The 21,435-nt window shown below is 72.4% G+C and carries 17 protein-coding genes; 9 read left to right on the forward strand and 8 right to left on the reverse strand.

From position 1 onward, the window contains the following. Window positions 1-107: 107 nt before the first annotated feature. Complete coding sequence (mshA, locus tag FHX74_RS10170) at window positions 108-1,358, forward strand: D-inositol-3-phosphate glycosyltransferase (RefSeq protein ID WP_328823746.1); 1,251 nt, start codon at window positions 108-110, stop codon at window positions 1,356-1,358. Between the two features lie 258 nt (window positions 1,359-1,616). On the opposite strand, the gene FHX74_RS10175 is transcribed toward mshA, so the two are convergent. Both FHX74_RS10175 and FHX74_RS10180 read right to left on the reverse strand, forming a co-directional pair. Further along, window positions 1,617-2,627: an LLM class flavin-dependent oxidoreductase gene (locus FHX74_RS10175; protein ID WP_182560012.1), complete on the reverse strand. Its 1,011-nt coding sequence runs from the start codon at window positions 2,625-2,627 to the stop codon at window positions 1,617-1,619. A gap of 158 nt (window positions 2,628-2,785) precedes the next feature. After that, window positions 2,786-5,782 carry a bifunctional [glutamine synthetase] adenylyltransferase/[glutamine synthetase]-adenylyl-L-tyrosine phosphorylase gene (locus FHX74_RS10180; protein ID WP_182560013.1) on the reverse strand — a complete coding sequence of 999 codons (2,997 nt, stop codon included), beginning with the start codon at window positions 5,780-5,782 and terminating at the stop codon, window positions 2,786-2,788. Between the two features lie 187 nt (window positions 5,783-5,969). Between FHX74_RS10180 and FHX74_RS10185 the strand changes: the two genes are divergently transcribed. Further along, on the forward strand, window positions 5,970-7,265 hold the full coding sequence (locus FHX74_RS10185) for an MFS transporter (RefSeq protein ID WP_182560014.1): 1,296 nt from the start codon (window positions 5,970-5,972) through the stop codon (window positions 7,263-7,265). A 364-nt stretch (window positions 7,266-7,629) separates the two neighbouring features. Beyond that, window positions 7,630-8,412: a sterol carrier family protein gene (locus tag FHX74_RS10190; RefSeq protein ID WP_182560015.1), complete on the forward strand. Its 783-nt coding sequence runs from the start codon at window positions 7,630-7,632 to the stop codon at window positions 8,410-8,412. A 16-nt stretch (window positions 8,413-8,428) separates the two neighbouring features. Here the strand turns inward: FHX74_RS10190 and FHX74_RS10195 are convergent, their stop codons facing one another. Together FHX74_RS10195 and zwf are read right to left on the reverse strand one after the other, a co-directional pair. Further along, entirely contained in the window at window positions 8,429-9,766 is a 1,338-nt protein-coding gene (locus tag FHX74_RS10195) for a glutamine synthetase family protein (RefSeq protein WP_182560016.1), read from the reverse strand. Window positions 9,767-9,827: 61 nt separating this feature from the next. Beyond that, window positions 9,828-11,330, reverse strand: a complete 1,503-nt coding sequence (gene zwf / locus FHX74_RS10200; protein ID WP_182560427.1) for a glucose-6-phosphate dehydrogenase — start codon at window positions 11,328-11,330, stop codon at window positions 9,828-9,830. A gap of 209 nt (window positions 11,331-11,539) precedes the next feature. On the opposite strand from zwf, the gene FHX74_RS10205 reads away from it, so the two are divergent. The 5 genes from FHX74_RS10205 (at window position 11,540) to FHX74_RS10225 (ending at window position 16,778) form a co-directional block, all read left to right on the forward strand. Continuing rightward, entirely contained in the window at window positions 11,540-13,333 is a 1,794-nt protein-coding gene (locus FHX74_RS10205) for an NAD+ synthase (protein ID WP_182560017.1), read from the forward strand. A gap of 304 nt (window positions 13,334-13,637) precedes the next feature. Then, window positions 13,638-14,513 carry a DUF2510 domain-containing protein gene (locus tag FHX74_RS10210; RefSeq protein ID WP_182560018.1) on the forward strand — a complete coding sequence of 292 codons (876 nt, stop codon included), beginning with the start codon at window positions 13,638-13,640 and terminating at the stop codon, window positions 14,511-14,513. Between the two features lie 20 nt (window positions 14,514-14,533). Next, a complete protein-coding gene (locus FHX74_RS10215; protein WP_182560019.1) occupies window positions 14,534-14,851 on the forward strand; it encodes a thiamine-binding protein in 318 nt (105 codons plus the stop codon). A 25-nt stretch (window positions 14,852-14,876) separates the two neighbouring features. Then, on the forward strand, window positions 14,877-15,839 hold the full coding sequence (locus FHX74_RS10220; RefSeq protein WP_182560020.1) for a DUF2510 domain-containing protein: 963 nt from the start codon (window positions 14,877-14,879) through the stop codon (window positions 15,837-15,839). Between the two features lie 21 nt (window positions 15,840-15,860). Further along, window positions 15,861-16,778, forward strand: a complete 918-nt coding sequence (locus FHX74_RS10225; protein WP_182560021.1) for a DUF2510 domain-containing protein — start codon at window positions 15,861-15,863, stop codon at window positions 16,776-16,778. Between the two features lie 197 nt (window positions 16,779-16,975). Here the strand turns inward: FHX74_RS10225 and FHX74_RS10230 are convergent, their stop codons facing one another. From FHX74_RS10230 to FHX74_RS10240, 3 genes are all read right to left on the reverse strand, one after another. Next, complete coding sequence (locus FHX74_RS10230; RefSeq protein ID WP_182560022.1) at window positions 16,976-18,517, reverse strand: catalase; 1,542 nt, start codon at window positions 18,515-18,517, stop codon at window positions 16,976-16,978. Between the two features lie 132 nt (window positions 18,518-18,649). Beyond that, window positions 18,650-19,093 carry a Fur family transcriptional regulator gene (locus FHX74_RS10235; RefSeq protein WP_182560023.1) on the reverse strand — a complete coding sequence of 148 codons (444 nt, stop codon included), beginning with the start codon at window positions 19,091-19,093 and terminating at the stop codon, window positions 18,650-18,652. Window positions 19,094-19,159: 66 nt separating this feature from the next. Further along, window positions 19,160-19,348, reverse strand: a complete 189-nt coding sequence (locus FHX74_RS10240) for an SPOR domain-containing protein (protein ID WP_182560024.1) — start codon at window positions 19,346-19,348, stop codon at window positions 19,160-19,162. 78 nt (window positions 19,349-19,426) lie between these two features. Here FHX74_RS10240 and map point away from each other — a divergent pair, with 78 nt between their 5' ends. After that, complete coding sequence (map, locus tag FHX74_RS10245) at window positions 19,427-20,275, forward strand: type I methionyl aminopeptidase (RefSeq protein WP_328823748.1); 849 nt, start codon at window positions 19,427-19,429, stop codon at window positions 20,273-20,275. A gap of 290 nt (window positions 20,276-20,565) precedes the next feature. On the opposite strand, the gene FHX74_RS10250 is transcribed toward map, so the two are convergent. Continuing rightward, window positions 20,566-21,390 carry a siderophore-interacting protein gene (locus FHX74_RS10250; RefSeq protein ID WP_182560025.1) on the reverse strand — a complete coding sequence of 275 codons (825 nt, stop codon included), beginning with the start codon at window positions 21,388-21,390 and terminating at the stop codon, window positions 20,566-20,568. Window positions 21,391-21,435 lie beyond the last annotated feature (45 nt).

Here is a 21,435-nt window from a genome sequence, read left to right on the forward strand (position 1 = left end):
CCTCCTCGTCCGGGCGGGTCGACCGCGACCCGCGTGATCAAGCTTCCTCCGTCTCGGCCCGGAAGCCCAACAGGAGTTCGTCACCGCGCGCGGTCTAGGTTGGCCGGGTGCAGGAGACGGACCAGGTGCCGGACCGGGTCGCCATGATCAGCATGCACACCTCGCCGCTGGACACCCCCGGCGTCGGTGATGCGGGCGGTCTCAACGTCTACGTCGCCGAGCTGGCCCGCCGGCTGGGCGCACGCGGCATCGCCGTGGACATCCTCACCCGACGGCGCGACCCCGACACCCCGGAGGTCACCGAGCCGACCGAGGGTGTCCGGGTGCTCCAGGTGCCGGCCGGACCGGTCGGCCCGGTCACCAAGGAGGAGCTGCCGGAGCTGGTGGACGAGTTCACCGCGCACGCCGCCCCGCTGGTCGCCGGGACCGATCTGGTACACAGCCACTACTGGCTCTCCGGGCTGGCCGGGCTGACGCTCGCGCGTGGCGCCGACGTCCCGCTGGTGCACACGATGCACACGATGGCGCGGGTCAAGAACGCCCACCGCGGGGCCGACCACCTGGTCGAGCCCGACCTGCGCGAACGCGGCGAGGCGGAGATCGTCCGGGCCGCCGACGTCCTCACCGCGAACACCCGGTGGGAGGCCGACGAGCTCCGCACCCACTACGCCGCCGCCGACCAGCAGATCGCCGTGCTGCCACCCGGCGTCGACCTGGTCACCTTCCACCCCTGCCAGCAGGAGGCGTCCCGGCTGCGACACAGCGTCGACCCGAGCGCGCAGATCGTGCTCTTCGTCGGACGACTCCAGCCGCTCAAGGCGCCGGACGTGCTGATCGAGGCCGCAGCCGAGTTGATCAAGCGCCGACCGGAGCGTCGTGATCACCTGCGGTTGATCATCATCGGTTCGCCCAGCGGTCCCGACTCCGACTTCTCCGAGACGCTGTCGGAGGCGATCCGCGGCCACGACCTCGCCGACGTGATCATCATGCGGCCGCACTCGCCGCGCGAGGAGCTGTTCCGCTGGTACTGCGTGGCCGACGTGGTCGGGGTGCCGTCCTACAACGAGTCCTTCGGCCTGGTCGCGCTCGAGGCCCAGGCCTGCGGACGTCCGGTGGTCGCCACCGACGTCGGTGGGCTCCGCAGCGCAGTCGAGGACGGTCGTACCGGGCTGCTGGTCGACGGGCACGACCCGGCGCGCTGGGCCGACGCCCTGGCGGCGGTGCTCGACGACACGGGACGCGCGGTCGAGTTCGGCCGCCGCGCCGCCCGGCACGCCGCCCGGTTCAGCTGGGACAACTCGGCCGCCGCCGCGCTCGACGCCTACGCGCAGGCCGTCACCCGGCACGCCGGGCGGTGATCGTCGCGGCCAATCGGATGCCGCCCGATCGGACGCGGCCCGATCGGACGCGGCCCGTCCGGCGACTCCGGCCGATCGGACCTCGCACCGCTCCTGACGACGTCGCACCGGGTATAGGCGGTGCGACGTGGGTGGGAGCGGTGCGACGTGCGCGACGGCGGGTCGCCGGGCTAGGGCGTTCGGTGGAGTAGGTCGGTGGGGTCGGCCGGGCGGGTCGGTCGGGTCGGTCGGTGGGATGTGTCGGTCGGTCCCGGATCGTCAGCGGTAGGACTCGGCGATCAGCTCGTAGCTGCGGATCCGCTCGGCCGGGTCGTGGATCTGGGTGGTGATGATCAGCTCGTCGGCGTCGGCCTCCTTGCGCCGACGTTCGAGGTCGTCGACCACCTCGTCGGCGGTGCCGACGCTGGTGAACACCCGCCGCGACTCCACCTGAGCGAGCTCGGCCAGACTCCAGTCGTAGGCGGCGGCCTCCTCGGGCGTGGGCAGCGGACCGGGACGTCCCTGCCGCAGCCGGAGCATCGACAGGTCGGCGGCACGGGCCAGCTGCTCGGCGCGCTCGGTCGTCTCGGCGGCGATCGCCGCGACGCCGAGGATCACTCGCGGCTCGCTCAGCCGCGCGGACGGGGTGAAGCGTTCGCGGTAGCCGCGGACCGCTTCGGCCGGGTCTGCGGTGCCGAAGTGCCCGGCGAAGGCGAAGCCGGTGCCGAACGCGCCGGCCGCCTGCCCGCCGTAGAGGCTCGAGCCGAGGATCCAGACCGGCGGGAGGTCGACGTCGGTGGGGATGGCGGTGATCCGCGCGAAGGGGTGGTCGGCGGGGAAGCCGTCGACGTAGGCCATCAGCTCGGCGAACTGCTGCGGGAAGTCGTCGGCGGTGAGCGCCTCGCGGCTCCGACGCAGCGCCGGCGCGGTCAGCTGGTCGGTGCCCGGGGCGCGGCCGAGCCCGAGGTCGATCCGACCGGGGTGCAGCGCCTCGAGCACCCGGAAGGTCTCGGCCACCTGGAGCGGCGCGTGGTTGGGCAGCATGATGCCGCCCGAACCGACCCGGATGGTCGAGGTGTGCGCGGCCACCGTGGCGATCATCACCGCGGGCGCCGAGCTGGCCACGCTCGGGATGTTGTGGTGCTCGGCCAACCAGTAGCGCTGATAGCCGAACCGCTCGGCCGCCCGGGCCAGCTCGACGGTCTCCCGGAGCGCGGCCGAGGCCGGTTGGCCGGCCCCGATCGGCGAGAGGTCGAGCACGGACAGCGGGACGCGGGTCTGGGGTGTCACCTCCGGGTCAACCCGATCCCGGGCGCGGGCATTCCGCGCCCTTCGACAGGCTCAGGGGACGTGGTGCGGCTCAGGGCACGTCTCCGCTCGCTGAGCCTGTCGAAGCGCCGCTCGCTGCTCCCGCCCTTCGACGAGCTCAGGGCACGTGGTGGGAAAGCTCACTCGCCCCAGAAGAGCCGGTCGACGACCTGGCTGGCCCGACGGGTGACCCGGCGGTAGTCGTTGACCAGGTGCGAGGAGCCGGACGGTCCGTAGTCGAGCAGTCGGGCCAGGCCCTCGAGGTCGCGGGCGTCGGCGGGCAGCGAGTCCGACCCCCGACCGCGGAGAAGCATGATCAGGTTGCGGATCCGGCTGGCCAGCAGCCAGGCCTCGCGCAGGCAGACCGCGTCCTCACCGGTGATCAACGAGGCCGACCGGAGCGCGTCGATCGCGTCGAGCGTCCCGGTGGTCCGCAGCTCCGGGTGCGCGTGGGCGTGCTGCAGCTGGAGCAGCTGGACGGTCCACTCGACGTCCACCAACCCGCCCGGGCCGAGCTTGACGTGCTTGCTCGGGTCGGCGCCGCGCGGCATCCGCTCGGCGTCCATCCGGGCCTTGAGCCGACGGATCTCCACCAGCTGGCCGGTGCTCAGACCGCCCTCGGGCCAGCGCTTGGCCTCGATCGTCTCCATCAGCGAGGCGCCCAGCCCGAGGTCGCCGGCCTGGGCGTCGGCGCGGATCAGCGCCTGCAGCTCCCAGGTGGACGACCAGCGCGCGTAGTAGTTGCGGTAGGCGCCGAGCGAGCGGACCAGCGCACCGCCCTTGCCCTCGGGCCGCAGATTGGCGTCGACCGCCAGCGCCGGGTCCGCGCCCGGGCGCGACAGCAGCTCGCGCATCCGGTTGATGACGCCGGTGCCGATCCGGGTGGCGTCCCAGCCGTGGGGCAGCGGGCCGTCGTGCGCGGGCGGCTGGTCGGCCATCACGAACATCGCGTCGGCGTCGGAGGCGTAGCTCAGCTCCCGACCGCCCCACCGGCCCATGGCGATCACCGCCAGCTCGGGCGCCGGCTGCGTCTTCGCGCCGGCGCGGGCGATGACCAGCGCGGCATCGATGGTCACCGAGGCCAGCCGCGACAGCGCCCGACCGACCGTGGGGACGTCGCTCAGCCCGACCAGGTCGCTGGCCGCGATCCGGAACAGCTCGCGGCGCCGGATCGCCCGGACCGCCTCGATCGCGCCCTCCGGCGTGCTCTGCCGCCGCGCCGCGGCCGCCATCTCGGCGCGCAGGTCGCCGACCCGGTCGAGGTCGAGCTCGCCGTCGTCCACCAGCATCTGGACGCTCTGTGGCGCCCGGGTCAGCAGCGCGACCGCGTACCGGCTGGAGGCCAGGATCCGGGCCAGCCGCTCGGCCATGGCTCCCTCGTCGCGGAGCGCGCGCAGGTACCAGGGCGTCGTCCCCAGCGCCTCGGAGACGCGGCGGAAGCTCAGCAGCCCGTGGTCGGGGTTGGCGCCCTCGGCGAACCAGCCGAGCATCACCGGCAGCAGCTGGCGCTGGATCTCCGCCTGCCGCGACACCCCGGTCGACAACGCCTCGATGTGCCGGAGCGCGCCGTCGGGGTCGTCGTAGCCGAGCGCGCGGAGCCGGTCCTTGGCGCTCTCGGCGGTCAGCCGCAGCTCCTCGGTGGGGATCCGCGCGACGGCGTCGAGCAGCGGGGAGTAGAACAGCCGCTGGTGCAGCCGGCGGACCCGTTGCGAGCACGAGCGCCAGGTGTTGGTCAGCCCGACCACCGGGTCGGGATACCCGAGCGACCGGCCGAGCCGGCGCAGCTCGTCCTCGGCGGTGGGCAGCACGTGGGTCCGCCGCAGCCGGAACAGCTGGATCCGGTGCTCGAGGCTGCGCAGGAACCGGTAGGCCAGCCCGAAGCCCTTGCCGTCCTCGCGGCCGACGTAGCCGGAGTCGACCAGGGCCCGCAGTCCGCCGAGGGTGCTGGCCACCCGCAGCCGTTCGTCGGCGCGGCCGTGGACCAGCTGGAGCAGCTGGACGGAGAACTCGACGTCGCGGAGGCCACCGTCGCCGAGCTTGATCTCGCGACCGGCGTCCCGGGCGGGGATGTGCGCGACCACCCGTCGGCGCATGGCCTGGGCGTCGGCGATGAAGTGCGGGGTCTCGGCGACCTGCCAGACCAGCGGGTCGACGACGTCGACGAACGCCCGGCCGAGCGCCAGGTCGCCGGCCGCCGGTCGGGCCTTGAGCATGGCCTGGAACTCCCAGGTCTTGGCCCACTGCTGGTAGTACGTCTGGTGGCTGGCCAGGGTGCGGACCAATGGTCCCGCCTTGCCCTCGGGCCGCAACCCGGCGTCGACCTCCCAGATCGTCCCGGCCGCGGTGTGCGCGGAGCAGATCCGGCTCAGCTCGGCCGCCAGCCGGGTGGCCACCGTCATCGCCCGGTCGGTGCCGACCAGCGGCTCGCCGTCCGGCCCGAGCGCGGGCTCCGCCACGAAGAGCACGTCGACGTCGCTGACGTAGTTCAGCTCCTGCGCACCGCACTTGCCGAGTCCGATCACCGCCAGCCGGCACTCCGCAGCCTGCTCGAGCCCGACCTTGCGGCGGGCCAGCGCGAGCGCGGTCTCCAGGGTGGCGTCGGCCAGGTCGGACAGCTCCGCGGCGACGCTCTCGAGCACCTCGATCGGCTCGGGGTCGCAGACGTCGCGGGCGGCCACCCGGAGCAGCGCGGCCCGGTAGGCCAGCCGGAGCGCGTCGGCCCCCTGCGGGTCGTCGGCGGCGACCGGGTCGGGCCGGTCCGGGTCGGCACCCACGGCGGTGAGCAGCTCGGCGCGCAGGGCCGCCGCCGGACGTCGCTCGGCCCGGACGGCCAGCTGGTCGAGGTGGTCGGGGTGTGCGACCAGGTGGTGCTGCAGCGCGGCACTCGCGCCGGCGACCATGATCAGCTGCTCGGCCAGCACCGGGTTGCTCCGCAGCACGTCGAGCAGGTCGGGACGGACGTCGCGCAACCGGTCGAGCCCGGCCAGCGCCAGGTCGGGGTCGGCCGACCGGGCCAGCGCGTCGAGCAGCGGTTCGACGTCGGTGTCCCAGCCGCGCAGAACGCGTTCGGCCGCGCTCGCGTCGGTGAACCCGCGCCGGGCCAGGGCACCGGTCGAGAGCTGATCACCGCGGGTCACCGGCCCGATGTTAGTGTCGTCGGCGGTGGGACGCCCGCCCGACGTCGACCGGTGAGCCGGCCGCCGTCCGGTCCGTGGGCCGTGCTCGTGATCATGCAGACCTGGTGATCATCCGGGCCCGTGGTCGCCGGTGCTCGTGGCCGCCCCGCAGACCGTCGTCCCGACCGTGAGGTGTCCACCGCCCCCGATGTCCGTTCTCCTGGACCTCAGCCCGCTGCGCGCGAGCGCCCCGTTCCGCCGGCTCTGGCTCGGCCTCGGCATCTCCAACCTCGGCACCCAGCTGACCGTGGTGGCCGTCGGCCTCGAGGTGTACGCGATCAGCGGCTCGACCCTGGCAGTCGGCCTGCTCGGGATCTGCGCGCTGGTCCCGCTGGTCGCCCTCGGCCTCTACGGCGGCGCGCTGGTCGACCTGTACGACCGGCGTCGGGTGGCGCTGATCTCGTCGACCGGGCTGTGGTTCGTCTCGATCGCGCTCGCCGTCCAGGCGCTGCTGCACGCGAACTCGGTGCCGTTGCTCTACGCGCTGGTGGCCGTCCAGTCCGCCGGCTTCGCGATCAACAACCCGGCCCGGTCCGCGATCATCCCGCGGCTGATCGACGCCCGGCTGCTGCCCGCGGCCAACGTGCTGCAGACGATCATGTGGAACGTCGCGCTGACCGTCGGGCCGCTGCTCGGCGCCTTCCTGGTCGCACTCGCCGACTTCTCGCTCGCGTACGGGATCGACGCGGTGCTGTTCACCTTCGCGCTCTGGGCGCTGTGGCGGTTGCCCGAGCTGCCGCCGGTCACCGCCGGGGACGAGGACGCCGACCGGCCGCGCCGGACCCGCGGGCTCACCTCGGTGCTCGAGGGCCTGCGTTACCTGGCCACCCGACCGAACGTCCGGATGACCTTCGTGGTCGACCTGATCGCGATGATCTTCGCCATGCCGCGGGTGCTGTACCCGGCCGTCGGGGTGCTCTTCCTCGGCGGCGGGGCCACCACCACCGGCGTCCTCAACGCCGCCTTCGCGGTCGGTGCGGTGCTGGCCGGGCTGTTCTCCGGACGACTGGTGCGGATCCGCCGTCAGGCCCGGGTGATCGGCTGGGCGATCACCGCGTTCGGGCTTTCGGTGGCCGGCTTCGGCGTGGTGCTGACCGTGGTCGGCCGCGACCGCCCGCCGGGCCCGGTGCTCCCGGCGATCGTGTTCGCCTGTCTCTTCCTGGCTGCGGCCGGCGGCTCGGACGCGGTCAGCTCGGTGTTCCGGCAGACGATCCTGCAGTCGGCCACCCCCGACGACATGCGCGGCCGGCTCCAGGGCGTGTTCATCGTGGTCGTCGCGGGCGGACCCCGGCTCGGCGACCTGGTGCTCGGTTCGGAGGCCACCTGGTGGGGGGAGAACTGGGCGGCCCTGGTCGGCGGGCTCACCTGCGTCCTGCTGCTCGGGATCGTGCTGGCCACCCAGCGTCGGTTCCTCGCCTACGACGCCCGCCACCCCGAACCCTGACCCGCCACCTCGCACCCCCTGCGGCCACGTCGCACCGTCAATACCGCGTGCGAGGTGGACGTAGCCGGTGCGTGGTGGACGTAGCCGGTGCGAGGTAGAAAGATCCGGCCCGACCTCCCACCGCCGGCCCGAACTCCCACCGCCGCCCCGACCTCACCTCCCCGACCACACGTCCCTGACCCCACCGCCCCGACCTCCCCCCTTCCCCACCTCCCCGCCACGTCGCACCCCCTACGGCCACGTCGCACCATCAATACCGCGTGCGAGGTGGGCGCAGCCGGTGCGACGTCGGGCCTGGTGGAGAGGGTGGCGGGCCGGGCCCACGGCGCCGCCCGACCCCGGCGCCCGACTAGGGTCGGACGACGTGGCTGCCGCACCCGACCGTGACGTCCCGGTCGCCCTCGAGCAGGCCCGCGTCCTGCACGACTGGCTGAGCGAGCACGGTGACCGGTTCGACGCCGCCACGGCGCTGCCCGGGTGGGACGTCGCCACTTTGACCGGTCACCTGCTGGTCTGTCTCGACGGCCTGGCCGACGCCCCGGACCGGCCGACCACCGAGCGTCCGTTGGCCATGGGTCTCCTGGTCCAGCGCTACCGGCCGGCCGCCGACGAGATGACCGCGGCCGCGACGGCGCGGGCCGTCGACCGCAGCCCGGACGCGCTGGTCGCCGACCTCGCCACGGCGATCGACCGGGTCACCGCCCGGTACGCCGCCGGTCGGCTGCCGCAGACCGTCGGCACCCCCCGCGGACCGGCGCGGCTGGCCGAGTTCGTCCGCACCCGGGTCGTCGACCTGGTCGTGCACGCCGACGACCTCCGCCCGGTCGACCCGGACGGTCCCCCGGCGCTGCCGCGCAAGCCGCTGGCCGCCGCCTGCCGGACGCTGACGGTGATCCTCGGCGAGCAGCACCCGGGCCGGTCGGTCGAGGTCCGCGTGCCGCCGTACGCCGCCGTGCAGTGCGGGGTCGGCGACCCCGGCCCCACCCACACCCGCGGGACCCCGCCGAACGTGGTGGAGACCGACCCGGTCAGCTGGCTGCGGCTGGCCACCGGCCGGGTCGGCTGGGCCGAGCTCCGCGCCGCGGGCAAGGTCAGCGCCAGCGGCAACCGGGCCGACCTGTCGAGCGTCCTGCCGTTGCTCTCGTGACCCCGCGGGCCTGCGCTCAGAGCACCGGCAGCAGCTGCTTGAGCTCCATCGGGGTGACCTGGCGCCGGTAGTCCTCGAACTCGGCGCGCTTGTTGCGCATGAAGAAGTCGAAGACGTGGTCGCCGAGGGTCTCGGCCACCAGCTCGGACTGCTCCATGATCGCCACGGCCTCGTAGAGGTTCCGCGGCAGCGGCTTGATCCCCAGCGCGCGGCGCTCGCGCTCGGTCAGCGACCAGACGTCGTCCTCGGCGCCCTCAGGCAGCTCGTACTCGCCGTTGATCCCGGCCAGCCCGGCGCTGAGCATCAGTGCGAAGGCCAGGTAGGGGTTGGCCGCGCTGTCGATCGAGCGCAGCTCGATCCGCGCCGAGGCGCCCTTGTGCGGCTTGTACATCGGCACCCGGACCAGCGCGGAGCGGTTGTTGCGGCCCCAGCAGATGTAGCTCGGCGCCTCGCCCCCGCCGGCCAGCCGCTTGTAGCTGTTGACCCACTGGTTGGTCACCGCGGTGATCTCACCGGCGTGCCGGAGCAGGCCGGCGATGAAGTGCCGGGCCACCTTCGACAGGTGGTTCTCGGCGCTGCCGTCGTAGAAGGCGTTGTTGTCGCCCTCGAACAGCGACATGTGGGTGTGCATGCCCGACCCGGGCCACTCGGTGAACGGCTTGGGCATGAACGAGGCGTGGATGCCCTGGCTGAGCGCGACCTCCTTCACCACCACCCGGAAGGTCATGATGTTGTCGGCCATGCTCAGCGCGTCGGCGTAGCGCAGGTCGATCTCCTGCTGGCCGGGCGCGCCCTCGTGGTGGGAGAACTCGACCGAGATCCCCATCTGCTCGAGCATGGTGATCGCCTTGCGGCGGAAGTCGCTGCCCACGCTCTGCGCGGTGTGGTCGAAGTAGCCGGACTGGTCCACCGGCACCGGGCCCTTGTCCGGGTCGAGCGGGTCCTTGAACAGGAAGAACTCGACCTCGGGATGGGTGTAGAAGGTGAAGCCGAGGTCGGCGGCCTTCTTCAGCGACCGCTTGAGCACGTAGCGCGGGTCGGCGTAGGACGGCGAGTTGTCCGGCATGGTGATGTCGCAGAACATCCGCGCGGTGGCCGGCTTGCTGTCCCGCCACGGCAGCACCTGGAAGGTCGACGGGTCCGGACGCAGCACCATGTCGGACTCGTAGACCCGGGCGAACCCCTCGATCGCCGAGCCGTCGAAGCCGATCCCCTCGCTGAACGCGCCCTCGAGCTCGGCGGGCGCGATCGCCACCGACTTGAGGAAGCCGAGGACGTCGGTGAACCACATCCGGACGAACCGGACGTCCCGCTCCTCGATCGCGCGCAGCACGAATTCGGTCTGCTTGTCCACGAAGGAGAGTCTGCCCGCCCGGACGTAACGACCGCGTTACACCGCGACCGGGTCGCCGGGCCTATTTCTTCTCGCGCCAGACCCGCTCGAACGGCAGCCGCCAGGCGTGCGGGGCGACCAGCTGGTGGATGGCGTTCGGGCCCCACGAGCCGGGCGGGTAGTTGCGCACCGGCGGCGGGTTGAGCAGCAGCGGTGCGGACCGCTCCCAGAGGCTCTCGATGCCCTCGGCGGTGGTGAACAGGGTGTGGTCGTGCCGCATCGCGTCGAGGATCAGCCGCTCGTACGCCTCGAGCACCGCGGCCGCGCTGTCGGTCTCCTGGGTGGAGAACTGCATCGAGAGCTTGTCGAGCTTCATCCCCGGCCCCGGCCGCTTACCGTAGAACGACAACGAGACCTTGGACTCGTCGGCCAGGTCGAAGGTCAGGTGGTCCGGGCCGTGCTGGCCGACGCCGGAGCCGAGCGGGAACATCGACTTCGGCGCCTCCTTGAAGGCGATCGAGATGATCCGCTGGCCCTCGGCCATCCGCTTGCCGGTGCGCAGGTAGAACGGCGTCCCGGCCCAGCGCCAGTTGTCGATGCCGCACTTGAGGGCGATGAAGGTCTCGGTGTCGGAGTCGCGGGCGACCCCGTCCTCGTTGCGGTAGCCGGTGTACTGGCCGCGGACGACCTCGTTCGGGTCAATCGGCAGCATCGACCGGAAGACCTTGTTCTTCTCCTCGCTGATCGCCCGCGGCTCCAGGGCGGTCGGCGGCTCCATCGCCACGAACGCCAGCACCTGGAACAGGTGCGTGACCACCATGTCCTTGTAGGCGCCGGTGACCTCGTAGAAGTTGGCCCGCCGGTCCAGTCCGAGCGTCTCGGGGATGTCGATCTGGATGTGGTCGATGAAGTTGCGGTTCCAGATCGGCTCGAACAGGCCGTTGGCGAACCGGAAGGCCAGGATGTTGAGCGCCGCCTCCTTCCCCAGGAAGTGGTCGATCCGGTAGATCTGGCTCTCGTCGAAGGTCTGGTGCACCTCGTTGTTGAGGCTGATCGCGCTGGCCAGGTCGGTGCCGAACGGCTTCTCCATCACCACGCCGGCCCGCTCGACCAGGTCGGCGTCCTTGAGGGTCTTGATCACCTGGCGGGCCGCGGCCGGCGGGACGCTGAGATAGTGCAGCCGCTCGGCCCGGCCACCGAGCCGCTGCTCGGCCTCACCCACCGCCTTGGCCAGCGCGTCCGGTCCGGCGCCGGTGGGGACGTAGCTGACCTTGTCGCCGAACTCGGCCCAGGTGGCCTTCTCGACGTCGCGGTGGCTGAACTCCTCGATCGCCTTGTGCGCGAACTCGCGGAACTGCTCGGTGGTGTAGTCCTCGAGCGAGGTGCCGACCACCTGGATGTCCGGCGCGAGGTCGGAGAGCAGCAGGTGCGCGAGACCCGGGATCAGCTTGCGACGGGCCAGGTCGCCGGTGGCACCGAACAGCACGATGACGTGCGGCGGGATCGGCTTGTCCTCCTGCCGCCACGGGCGAGCGCCCGGGGCCGGGTAGGCGATCGTCTGGGCGAGGGCCTCGGCCTGGGACATCACGTCGGTCACCGCTCGATAGTGTCACCGGCTCCGCGGCGGCGGCAACAGCGGGTGGGGGCTCCGTCACACGACGTTCACACGCCCGTTCCACCCGCCGTTCCACCCGCTGCCCACCCGCTGCCCCACGCGCTGCGGAACGCCCTCGGCCCTGCTCCCGGCCGACGGCCACGGGTCGGGGTGTCGCCGCCCGCCGTTAGGCTCGGAGCGTGCCGTCTCTGCGTCTGGCCATGGCCCAGATCAACACCCACGTCGGGGACATCTCGGCGAACTCGGCCCGGATCGTCGACTGGGCGGGGCGCGCTGCCGCCGCCGGGGCCGATCTGGTGCTGTTCCCCGAGATGGCGCTCACCGGCTACCCGGTCGAGGACCTCGCGCTGCGTAAGAGCTTCGTCGACGCCTCGCGGCTGTCGCTCGAGCACCTGGCCAGCCGGCTGGTCGAGCACGGGCTCGGCGACCTGACGGTGGTCGTCGGCTACCTCGACCGGGCCGAGCAGGACGTCGAAGCGGTCGCCGACACCCGCGGCCTCGGCCCCGACGGCCGGCCCAAGCCGCAGAACGCCGCCGCCGTGCTGCACGGCGGCCGGATCGTCAGCACCGCGGCCAAGCACCACCTGCCCAACTACGGCGTGTTCGACGAGTACCGCTACTTCGCGCCCGGGGACGTGCTCCAGGTGGTCCGGGTGCGCGGCGTCGACGTGGCCGTGGTGATCTGCGAGGACATCTGGCAGGACGGCGGCCCGGTGGCCGCGGCCCGCGAGGCCGGGGTCGGGCTGCTCGCGGTGATCAACGCCTCGCCGTACGAGAAGGACAAGGACGACGCCCGCGACGCGCTGGTCGGCCGGCGGGCCCGCGAGGCCGGCTGCCCGCTGGCCTACGTCAACCTGATCGGCGCCCAGGACGAGCTGGTGTTCGACGGCTACTCGGTGATCACCGACGCCGAGGGCACCATCGTGCACAGCGCGGTCCGCTTCACCGAGTCGCTCGAGGTGGTCGACCTCGAGCTGGCCGCCGGGACCGCACCCGCCGGCGTCGACCCCGAGGTCGGCGCGTCGGGGATGACCATCCGCCGGACGCTGGTCACCGAGCCGGGCCCGGCCCCCGAGCAGCCGATCGCCCCGGTGCTGCAGGACACGCTCGGCACCGACGAGCAGGTCTACCGCGCGCTGGTGCTGGGACTCCGCGACTACGTCACCAAGAACGGGTTGCAGCGGGTCTACCTCGGGCTGTCCGGGGGTATCGACTCGACGCTGGTGGCGGCGATCGCCTGCGACGCGATCGGCGCCGACAACGTCTACGGCATCTCCAACCCGAGCGCCTACTCCTCCGAGCACTCGAAGACCGACGCCGCCGACCTGGCCGAGCGGACCGGACTGCACCTGACCACGGTGCCGATCGCGCCGATCGTCGACGCCTACCACGCGTCGATGGAGATCGACGGGGTCGCGGCGGAGAACCTGCAGGCCCGGATCCGGGCCAACCTCTGGCTGGCCTGCTCGAACGCCGACGGACCCTCGATCGTGCTGGCCTGCGGCAACAAGAGCGAGCTCGCGGTCGGTTACTCGACCATCTACGGCGACGCGGTCGGCGGGTTCGCGCCGATCAAGGACGTGTTCAAGACCCAGGTCTGGGACCTGGCCCGGTGGCGGAACGCCCAGGCCGAGAAGGCCGGCGAGACCCCGCCGATCCCGGAGAACACGATCACCAAGGAGCCGAGCGCCGAGCTGCGCCCGGGCCAGAAGGACACCGACTCGCTGCCGCCGTACGAGGTGTTGGACGCGATCCTCGACGACTACGTCGAGGGCGACCAGGGCCGCGACCACCTGCTCGCCCAGGGGTTTGAGCCGGCGCTGGTCGACCGGGTCACCCGACTGGTCGACCGGGCCGAGTACAAGCGGCGCCAGTACCCGCCGGGCACCAAGATCAGCTTCAAGGCCTTCGGCCGCGACCGTCGGCTGCCGATCACCAACGGGTGGCGTGAGGGCGGCAAGGACGCCCGTTGACGCGCGCTGAGCCTGTCGAAGCGCGGAACGCGCGCTGAGCCTGTCGAAGCGCGCAACGCGCGCTGAGCCTGTCGAAGCGCGGTGGTCGGGACGTCGGCCGGGTTCGGGGGTCGGTGCGCTCGCAACCAGTCTCCCTCGCAGGCTCGGTCGACGGCCAGACCCATCCACGCTCCCGCACCGACCCCCGAACCCGACCTCCTCGATCCGCACCCGCCGGGGAGGTGGTGGCCGAGCACCGCACGGCGTGCGGGCTGCCGCTCCGGGGTGACGGGTGCATGGCCCTGGTTCGCCTTAACCTGCGCGGGTGGCGCAGCCAGGGTGGTACCCGGACCCGGACCGGACGCCGGGTCGGTACCGGTGGTTCGACGGGAACCGCTGGACCGCGCAGACCACCCGGGATCCTCGGTCGGCTGGTTCGCCGGGTGCGGCCCCGATCCGACGGCGTCCGCCGTGGCTGCCGATCGGGATCGCGGCGCTGGTGCTGGCGGTGGTGGTCGCGGCGGTCGCCCTGTGGCCGCGCGGCGAGGACGACCAGGCCGGCGATCCGGAGCCGACGTCGACGGTGAGCTCGTACGACGACGGCCGGACGACCCCGCCGACGGCGAGCCCGACGCCCAGCCCGAGCGTGAGCGCTACGGCCCGACCGGTCGCCTGCGACGAAGCCAGCCCGGACCAGGAGCCGGCCCCGCCCGCGGACGGCCGGGTGCACGGCGGCCCGCTGTCGTTCGGCCGACTGCCTGCGCCGTGGGAGGCGCCGGTCGCGACCTCGCGGGTGCCGTACAGCCGCGACTCCGAGGTGCAGGTGCTGGTGCTGCCGGAGAAGTACCCGTGGCAGGCGTCGGTCCAGGTCGGGGTCGCCACCTTCGATCCCTATCCCGGGGGCGACCAGGCCACCGCGGCGATGCTCCAGTGCGTGCTGACCAGCGACTTCTACACCGGGGTGATTGTGCGGGTCGCCGAGGACACCGCCCGCGCGACCAGCGTCGACGGTCGGGCCGCCACCCAGCGCGACGTGCTGCTGACCTTCCGGCACCCGCTGCTCAGGACCCGCGGGTCGCGACTGCGGTTCGTGGTGGTCGACAGCAGCCCTCGCACCTACTTCTTCTCCGCGGTCCCGATGGAGCGCAGCGACCTGCTCGGCCAGGTCGACCAGGCCACCCGGTCGCTCACCGTCGGGTGACCGGCTGAGAGGCTGCGGACATGCTCGTCGCCTTCAGCATCGCCCCCGGCACCACCGACGACCCCGACGGCTCGGTGTCGCGCGCCGTCGCCGACGCCGTCCGGATCGTCCGCGAGTCCGGCCTGCCGCACGAGACCAACGCGATGTTCACCAACGTCGAGGGCGAGTGGGACGAGGTGATGGACGTGGTCAAGCGCGCCACCGAGGCTGTCGCCGCCCAGACCAACCGGGTCAGCCTGGTGCTCAAGGCTGACATCCGTCCCGGGTTCACCGGCCAGCTCACCGCCAAGGTCGAGCGGATCGACCGGCTGCTCGGTTCCTCCGACACCGGGAGCTGAGCCCGCCGGGTCCTAGGCTGCGCGGGTGTCATCCGCCGGCTGGTACCCCGACCCGGGCGGCCGACCGGGCCGTTACCGCTGGTGGGACGGCGCCGCCTGGTCGGCCCAGACCACCACCGACCCGCGCACGCCGCCGCCGACCGGACCGATCGGCCCGACCGTCCCGCCCGCCGCGGCGGCGACGCGGAACGACGGCAAGCGACGCACCGGCTTCATCGCGTTGCTGGCCCTCGGTCTGGTCGTGCTGCTGATCGGCGGTGTGTTGCTGGTCCGCGGACTCACCCAGGGCACCGGCGTCGCCGACCCCGAACCGACCTCGACGGTCAGCGGCTGGGACGACTCGTCACCGCTGCCCACCGCGACCCCGTCGGCCAGTCCGTCGCCGACGCCGCGACCGAGCGCGAGGACGCCGACGCCGAGCCCGACCGCGGTCGACCCGGCACCGCTCGAGTCCTGCCCGGTCGGCGACCCGAACGCGCGGGCCGACCACCCGAACGACGGGCGGGTGCACGGCGGTGGGCTGAGTTTCAGCTCGCCCGGGAGCGACTGGCTCGACGCGGACAGCTACACCGACGGCCTCAGCTGGGCCTACGACGTCGCCGGGATCTACCAGACCACCGAACCCGGATGGGCGTCGGTGTTCGCGGTCGGCGCCCTGCATACCGACGACGGGTTCCGGTCGCCCCGGCAGGCCGCGGCCGGGGTGATGCAGTGCGTCTCCACCTCCGGCTACTACCACGACGTGACCAGCCGCAAGGACGTCGTCAGCCGGGCGGTCACCGTCGACGGACGACCGGGCTGGGAGCTCCGGACCGAGGTCCGCGTCGACAACCCCGGCCTCAGCGTCCCGGGTGACCTGGTCGACGTGATCGTGGTCGACACCGGCCAGTCGGGTTCACTGGGCATGTTCGTCGGGGCGGTGCCCATCGGCGACCAGGCCCGGACCGGCGTGCTGACCACGCTGGTCGACAGCCTGCGACTGGGCTGACGACAGGCGGAGGAGACGACGGTGGCAGACGGCGGCTGGTACCCCGACCCGGGCGGTCGCCCGGATCTCTACCGCTACTGGGACGGCCGCAACTGGTCGGCCGAGGTGACCACCGACCCGCGGACGCCGCCGCCCGCCGGCGGCGGCGCGCCCGGGGTGCCGACAAGCTCACGGCCCGGACGGAGCCGCGGCCCGCTGCTGCTCGGGCTCGCCGTGCTGGTGGTGATCGCGGTGGTGGTCGCGGCGATCGGGCTCCGCGGGAGCGGGACGGGCACCGTCTCCGACCCGGCGCCGAACCCGACCGCGAGCGGCTGGGACGACTCGAGTCCGCTGCCCACGGCGACGCCGCCACCGTCGGACGGCACCCCGTCGCCCACCACCCAGGGGCGACCACCGGCCGGGAGCGTGCTCTGCCCGTTCGAGAGCAACGTCCGGCAGACCCACCCGGCCGACGGTCGGGTGCACGGCGGCAAGCTGTCGTTCCCGCAGGTGGCCGACTACCCCGGTCCGCGGATGGACCGGTCGCTCTCCTGGTGGGGCGACGCGAACAGCCAGACGCAGTACACCGAGCCCGGATGGATCTCGATCTTCGCCGTCGGGCAGACCCGGACCGCCGACAGCGGTTTCGCCACCCCGCAGCAGGTGGCCGAGTCGTCGATGCAGTGCGCGATCACCCAGGGCTGGTACGCCTACTTCCGCAACCGGCGCGACCTGGTGAACCGGGCCGTCACCGTCGACGGGTTCCGCGGCTGGATCATCAGCTCCGAGATCCGGGTCGACAACCCCGACATCAGCGTCGACGGCGACCGGCTGACCTTCATCGCGGTCGACGACGGCCGCGACGACTGGATCTCGGTCTACTGCGGGATGGTCCCGCTCGGCGACACCGCCCGGATCGCCCTCGACGACCGGGTCCGCTCGCAGCTGCGGGTGGGCTGACCGCCCTTCGACAGGCTCAGGGCACTGTGGGGTAGGTGCTCAGGGCACTGTGGGGTAGGTGCTCAGGCCACCGTGGGTCGGGTGCGCCCTACGCCTGTCGAAGCGCAACGCCCGCTGAGCCCGCGAAGCACGACGCCCGCTGAGCCCGTCGAAGCGCAACGCACTTCGACAGGCTCAGCGCGCGTTGGGGTCGGTGCTCAGGCCTGGGCGACCACCGTCTCGGGCTCGTCGCTCGCCGGCGCCGGGCCGACGTCGGCGGGCTCACGACCACCCTCGACCATGTCGGCGACCGCGTCGCCGGTGGCCTTGTCGATGCTGCGCCAGTAGTCGTAGACCTTGCTGCGCAGCTCCGGCTGGACGGTGCCGAGCGTCGAGGCGACGGTGGCGACCAGCCGTTCGCGGGCGGCGTCGTCGAAGACCTGCCGGACCATCTCGCCGGCCTGGCTGAAGTCGTCGTCGTCCGGCCGCAGCGTGTACGCCTGCCGCACCATGTCGCCGTCGGACTCCCAGCTGTGCCCCGAGAACAGGTCGGCCTTGACCTCGGGGCCACCCACCGTGTTCGGGAAGTAGGTCGGCTGACCGGGGTTGAAGTCGTAGCGCATCGGCCCGTCGAACTCGTAGGTGTTGACCTCGACGTGTGGACGGTTGACCGGCAGCTGGTGGTAGTTCGCGCCGATCCGGTGCCGGTGGGTGTCGGCGTAGCTGAACACCCGGCCGAGCAGCATCTTGTCCGGGCTGAAGCCGATCCCCGGCACGATCGCGCTCGGCTCGAAGGCGGCCTGCTCGATCTGGGCGAAGTGGTTCTCCGGGTTGCGGTCGAGGACCATCCGACCGACCTCGATCAGCGGGTAGTCCGCGTGCGGCCACACCTTGGTCAGGTCGAAGGGGTTGATCCGGTAGCTCTTGGCGTCCTCGTAAGGCATCACCTGCACCTTGAGGGTCCAGGTCGCCTCGCCGCCCCGCTTGAGGTGGTTGAACAGGTCGCGCCGGTGGGCGTCCGGGTCGGCGGCCGCGGCCAGCGCGGCGTCGTCGTTGGACAGGTTCTCCACCCCGGCGTCGGCGTGGAAGTGGAACTTGACCCAGGACCGCTCGCCGCCGGCGTTGACCCACATGTAGGTGTGCGAGCCGTAGCCGTTCATGTGCCGCCAGGTCTTCGGGATGCCCCGGTCCCCCATCAGGTAGGTCACCTGGTGGGCCGACTCGGGCGAGAGCGTCCAGAAGTCCCAGCGCATGTCCCAGTCCTGCAACCCGGAGTCGGGCAGCCGCTTCTGGGTGCGGATGAAGTGCGGGAACTTCATCGCGTCGCGGACGAAGAAGATCGGGGTGTTGTTGCCGACGAGGTCCCAGTTGCCCTCGGAGGTGTAGAACTTCAGCGCGAAGCCGCGCGGGTCGCGCACGGTGTCGGCCGAGCCGAGCTCGCCGGCCACGGTGGAGAAGCGGGCCAGCATCTCGGTGCGGACGCCGGGCTGGAACATCGCCGCCTTGGTCCACTGGCTGACGTCCGCGGTGGTCTCGAAGAAGCCGAACGCCCCGCCGCCCTTGGCGTGCACGACGCGCTCCGGCACCCGCTCGCGGTCGAAGTGGGCCATCTGGTTGACGAAGTGGAAGTCGTGGAGCAGCAGCGGGCCGTCGGGCCCGACGCTGAGCGAGAACTGGTCGCTGGGGGCCGGGGCTCCGGTCTCGGTGGTCGACACCTTGGCATCGGGTCCGGTGGGCGGGGCCTGGAAATCGGTGGTCATGATCCTCGTTCCTCTGCGGGATGGGCAGGGTGGGACGACCACTCCGAGTGGGTCACGGGAATCGCGACGGGCGCACGGGGAGCAGGTCGGACAGGTCGCGTGCTGACGCGACGGACGACCGACGGCTGTGGCTCAACCGTAGGTGCGGCAGCTGGAGCAGACGCCCCAGTAGGTGACCTCGGCCTCGTCGACGACGAAGCCGTGCGGGTCGTCGGGGAGAGCACAGGGCATCGCCCCGACCGAGCAGGCGACATCGATGATGTCACCGCAGCGGCGGCAGATCAGGTGGTGGTGGTTGTCACCGGTGTGCACCTCGAACCGCATCGAGGAACCGGCCGGTTCGAACTTCCGCAGGATGTCGTGCTTGGTCAGCGTGTTGAGCGCGTCGTAGACCGCCTGCACCGAGACGGTGCCGAGCCGGTCGCGGACCCGGTCGGTGACCGCGTCCGCACTGATGTGCGGGGTGGACGAGACCACGTCGAGCACGGCCAGCCGGGGCTGCGTCACCCGCAGCCCGGCGGTGCGCAGCCGGGTGGTCCAGTCCGTCCCGGCCGGCGTTCTGGTCTGCGCGGCCACGATCCGAGTGTCCCACGCTTTCTGGAACGGCTCAAGAAAGCGCGCGGCGGGCGGGCCGGAGGCGGGTCAGTCGTCCTCGTCGGGCCACCGGTCCTCCCGGTCGGCCTCCTCGTTGCGCGCGGCCACCTTCTCCATCGCGTGCTCGGCCTCCTCGCGGGTGGCGTAGGGGCCGAGCCGGTCGGCCGCCTTGCCGCGGTCCTCGTCGCTCTCCACGCTGTGGGTCTTGAGGTTGAACCACCACTGACCGTCGCTCACGTGCGCCTCCCTCGGCTGCCGATGCTGCTGGTCACGCTACTCGGAACGCTCGGTCCCGGCGCTCCTAGGATCGGTGCCGTGACTGCCATCCAACCGGCCGCGATCTCGCCGTGGCGCGTGGTGCCGAAGGAGATCCCGCGTCCGGAATACGTCGGCAAAGAGGGTCCGGCCCCCTACCGCGGCCCGCACGTCCAGACCGCCGAGACGATCGAGAAGATGCGGGTGGCGGGACGGATCGCTGCTCAGGCCATGCAGGCCGCGGCGTCCGCGATCGCGCCCGGGGTGACCACCGACGAGCTCGACCGGGTCGGGCACGAGTTCCTGCTGGACCACCGCGCCTACCCCTCGACGCTGGGCTACCGCGGCTTCCCCAAGTCGCTGTGCACCTCGGTCAACGAGGTGATCTGCCACGGCATCCCGGACGCCCGGCCGCTCGAGGACGGCGACCTGGTCAAGATCGACCTGACCGCGTTCGTCGACGGCGTGCACGGCGACAACTGCGCGACCTTCTTCTGCGGCGACGTCGACGAGGAGGGCCGGCTGCTCACCGAGCGGACCCACGAGGCGATGATGCGCGGGATCAAGGCGGTCCGGCCCGGGCGGCAGGTCAACGTGATCGGCCGGGTGATCGAGGCCTACGCGAAGCGCTTCGGCTACAGCTCGGTACGCGACTACACCGGTCACGGCGTGCACATCGCCTTCCACTCCGGGCTGGTGATCCCGCACTACGACGAGCCGCGCTACGACACGGTGATCGAGCCGGGGATGACCTTCACCGTCGAGCCGATGATCACCACCGGCGGCTACGACTGGTACATGTGGGACGACGACTGGACCGTGCTCACGGCCGACGGCTCGCGGTGTGCGCAGTTCGAGCACACGATCGTCGTCACCGACACCGGCGCGGAGATCCTCACCCTCCCCTGACCCTGCCTGACCCTGGCCCGACCCGCGCGCACCCGGCCAGACCGGTGACTTCGCCGCGACATCGCGGCCGAAGTCGCCGACGTCCGCGGGGCTGCGGGAGCAGACTCAGGGCACCGGGTTCCCCAGAACGCGCGCTGAGCTGGTCGAAGCGCCCTTCGACGGGCTCAGGACACCGGAGGCCCGGGAACGCGCGCTGAGCTTGTCGAAGCGCCCTTCAACAGGCTCAGGGCACAAGGGGTGGGTGGGTGCTCAGGGCGCCCTTCGACAGGCTCAGGGCACCGTGGGTGGGCTCAGTCGAGGTCGATCTGGCCGCCGGTGCGCCAGTAGCCCATCCACATCACCTGGTCGGGTGACAGACCGCGGTCGCGGACCAGATGGCGGCGGATCCGGGCGACGGCCGCTTGTTCGGCGCAGACCCAGACGTAGTCGCCGACCCGGTCGGCCGGCAGCGCGGTCAGCGCGTCGTGCAGTGCCGCCCCGGGGTCGCCGGGCCGGGTGAATACCCAGGTGACCTCGACACCGGCGGGGACCTGCAGCGCGAGGACGTCCTCAGGTCCGGGCACCTCGACGACGATCGTGGCCCGATCGTTCTCGCCGAGCCGCTCGCCGATCCCGGCGACCGCGGGCAACGCGGTGTGGTCGCCGGCGATCAGCTGGCGGACGCCCGGCTCGACCTCGTACTCGGCCCAGCCGGCGAAGACGCCGACCCGGTCCCCCGGCTGCGCGGACGCCGCCCAGCGGCAGGCCGGACCGGCCGGCTCGTGCAGCACCACGTCGATGTCGAGCTCGGCGACCTCGGGGCGGACGGCGCGGACGGTGTAGGTCCGCATCACCGGCCGGACCGCCGGGTCCATCGCCCTCCAGTGGTCGTACCAGTCCTGCTCGGGCGGGAGCATCGGCGCAGTCTGGCCGGGCCGCGGCAGCAGCAGCTTGAACCGGGCGTCCGGCCCGTCGTCGCGGTAGTCGCGCAGCCGCTCGTCGCCGAGGGTGATCCGCACCAGGTGCGGGGTCAGCCTGGTCGTCCGCACCACCGTCGCGTCGTACATCGCCATCCCGACGTGCTCGCGCTTGGCGGCCCGGCTGGGCGTCCGGGTCTCGGCCGCGGTCTGGGCCATCGTCCATCTCCTCGGATCAGGTAAGGACAACCTAACCCAGGAGGC

This window comes from Microlunatus kandeliicorticis (genome assembly GCF_014137855.1).
Lineage (GTDB): Bacteria > Actinomycetota > Actinomycetes > Propionibacteriales > Propionibacteriaceae > Microlunatus > Microlunatus kandeliicorticis.

Coding starts and splice junctions, on each gene's coding strand:
- FHX74_RS10185 (WP_182560014.1), top strand. CDS start 5,970: ATGTCCGTTCTCCTGGACCTCAGCCCGCTGCGCGCGAGCGCCCCGTTC.
- FHX74_RS10250 (WP_182560025.1), bottom strand. CDS start 21,390: ATGGCCCAGACCGCGGCCGAGACCCGGACGCCCAGCCGGGCCGCCAAG.
- zwf (WP_182560427.1), bottom strand. CDS start 11,330: ATGTCCCAGGCCGAGGCCCTCGCCCAGACGATCGCCTACCCGGCCCCG.
- FHX74_RS10230 (WP_182560022.1), bottom strand. CDS start 18,517: ATGACCACCGATTTCCAGGCCCCGCCCACCGGACCCGATGCCAAGGTG.
- FHX74_RS10215 (WP_182560019.1), top strand. CDS start 14,534: ATGCTCGTCGCCTTCAGCATCGCCCCCGGCACCACCGACGACCCCGAC.